This is a genomic window from Paenibacillus sp. GCM10027626, assembly GCF_042676285.1.
GTDB lineage: Bacteria > Bacillota > Bacilli > Paenibacillales > Paenibacillaceae > Paenibacillus_Z.
The window spans coordinates 1-2,577 of record NZ_JBHTHC010000053.1 but is presented as its reverse complement, the minus strand read 5'-3'; the positions used below and the strand labels follow the sequence as shown (position 1 = coordinate 2,577).

Below are 2,577 nucleotides of genomic sequence, written 5' to 3'. Positions count from 1 at the left end.
TGAATATTTCGATGAAATAGAGCCGTCATTCCGGTTGTGTGTGAGCCAGTGCTCCGGGAAAAATGAGCCACCTCTCCGGGGGAGGGAGCCACCCGTACAGCGGTAGCTCCCGAGCGTTTAATTGATACGGCCTTTGCGTTTTCGCATGGAATCCGTACCTTCAATGGTTATCGTGTATGAAGAATGCACGATTCGGTCGAGAATCGCATCGGCGAGCGTGCTTTCACCGATTTTGCTATGCCAGCCGCCAGGAGCGAACTGGGAGCAGAAGATGGTGGAGCTGGTTTGATGGCGCGCCTCCACGATCTCAAGCAAGTCCCGGGCCTCGCTTTCTTTGAGCGATACAAGCAACCACTCGTCCAGAATGAGCAATGGTACTTTTTTGTAGACCTTCATCACCCGTTGGAAGATGCCCTCCCCTCGTGCTACCGCCAGCTCGTTTAGTAATTCCGGCAAACGAATGTACTTCACAGGGAGGAAGTTCCGGCAGGCGGCAATTCCAAAAGCGCAGGCCAGATACGTTTTTCCTGCACCCGTAGCGCCCATGATAATCATATTGAGTTTGTCATGAATATAGGCGCCTGTTGCCAAGCGGAGGATTTGCGTACGATCCAACTTGCGGTCTGCATGATATTCAATATCCTCGATGCAGGCGTCCGATTGTTGAAAATCTGCCTTACGGATTAAAGTGGCCAGCCGATTATTTTTGCGCCTTGACCACTCCAGGTCTACAAGCATGCCGAAGCGTTCCTCAAACGAGAGCTCCTGAAAGCCAGAATCCAGCAATTGTTTTTGAAATGACTCCGCCATAGCGGAGAGGCGCATTTCATGAAGCTTGCGTAAAGTCGGTTCATTCACCATGGCTTAGCCCCTCCCGTAGTAATCCGCGCCGCGGACAAAACTGTGGTTCTCGGAGGAGGAAGCGGCCTGGCTCTCGCCCGGCGTTTGAGTCTCAAGGCGATCTTGTCCGGTCGTCAGAATCGTTTTGATGCTTTGAAAACTTGGCCTTGGCGTATACGATAGCGCTCTAGCGCACGCAGCTTCAAGGCGGCTAACGCCGTGTTTGTCGGCAAGTTTGAGAAGTGCCATACAGCTTCTGTAGCCCTGTTGCTCGACTTTATGAGCACTGAGGATGGCCTGTACAGCGGTGCTTGTGTATGGGCCGACCTGCTGTGCCCAAGAGATGAAGCGCTGAGCATTCCACTGAATAAATTGTTTGTGATTCTCCGGCATGTGAGCTTCTACCGTGCTGTACTGACCAGGTTTTCCGTGAAGGCGGGGATGAGAGCAGATCCGATGATTCTGGTAGAACACCTCAACTGCAGATCGTGTCATTCGGACATCGACGCGATGCTTAATGTACTCATAAGGGACGGAATAGTGCATTTTCTCTACGCTTATATGATAATTGAATTGGACCGTGGCGGTCTTCCAAACCGCCATCTCATAGGGGGTAGCAGGCAAGGTCAGCAGAAATGGTTTTTCTTCCGCCATAAACACGCTGAGCCTGCTCCCTTCTTTTTTCTGAAACGGCTTGGCGTTCAAGACCTCAAGCTTTTCACGAATCGCTCGGTTTAACTCAGCAGCGCTGAAGCATTGTTGGTTACGCAGCGCAGCCAAAATCCATGTTGAGACGACGCCGACCGATCCCTCTACATTCGGCTTATCTTTGGGTTTGCGCACGCGAGCAGGAATGACGGCTGTGCTGTAGTGTTCGGCCATCTCGTGATACACCTTGTTAATGACTGGCGCGTGTCCGGTCGTTTTGTCTACTCCCGTCTTCAAGTTGTCTGGAATGAGGACTCGCGTGGAGCCGCCAAAGGCCTGATACATATGGATATGGGCAGTAATCCAGCTTTCCTGATCTTGCGAAGGGAAGGCTTCCACGTAGGCGTATTGGCTGTAAGAGAGCACACCTACAAATACATACATGGTGATGATTTCGCCGGTGTCTCGGTCAATGATAGAAGCTGTTTGACCCGCCCAATCCACCTCAATCTGCTCACCAGGCTTGCGCTGGATTCGCATCGTGGCATTCGATTTCAGCGTGTACTGCTGATAGTGGTGACAAAATTGCGAGTACATAAGTGGGACCTCTTGACTCAGCCGGCATTGCTCACAGTACTCGTTCCAAAGCAAACTTAACGTAACGCCGCTTTTAGCCATCTCTTTGTGGATGTACTCGTAGTCTGGCTGCTTACGACGCGAGACCTGAGCAGACGTAGCAAAGAGACGCTGACGAAGTTCGCCATCTGTTAGCTCTTTTTCTAACGGCCAGGCGATGCCCAATTCTTCTGCCCGCTGAATGATTTTGGAAACGGTGTTGCGCGAGCAGGCGCAACTGAGGGCGATGTTACGTTGGCTGATTCCTTGGCTATGAAGCCGCAGGATTTCACGATATTGGGTCATAGTGACCTCCTCACGAATGATTTGCGCCGTCTTTCAACAACGCATACGAATCATTCTAACAGGAGGCGCTATGGACTGGCTCACCTCGTCCGGAAAGGTGGCTCAAAAAAGCCGGAGACGTGGCTCTCACTCGCCGGAACGATGGCTCAATTCACTGCGGAATATTCA

General features: G+C 51.7%; 2 protein-coding genes. Both read right to left on the bottom strand.

All coding sequences use genetic code 11. The annotated features are described in order from the left end of the window. Window positions 1–117 precede the first annotated feature (117 nt). The gene (gene istB / locus ACFQ0N_RS38145) at window positions 118–861 is read right to left on the bottom strand and encodes an IS21-like element helper ATPase IstB (protein ID WP_379335718.1); all 744 of its coding nucleotides are present in this window, start codon (window positions 859–861) and stop codon (window positions 118–120) included. 3 nt (window positions 862–864) lie between these two features. Further along, window positions 865–2,409 (bottom strand): IS21 family transposase, encoded by a 1,545-nt coding sequence (istA, locus tag ACFQ0N_RS38140; RefSeq protein WP_379335716.1) that lies wholly within the window; start codon window positions 2,407–2,409, stop codon window positions 865–867. Window positions 2,410–2,577: the final 168 nt, after the last annotated feature.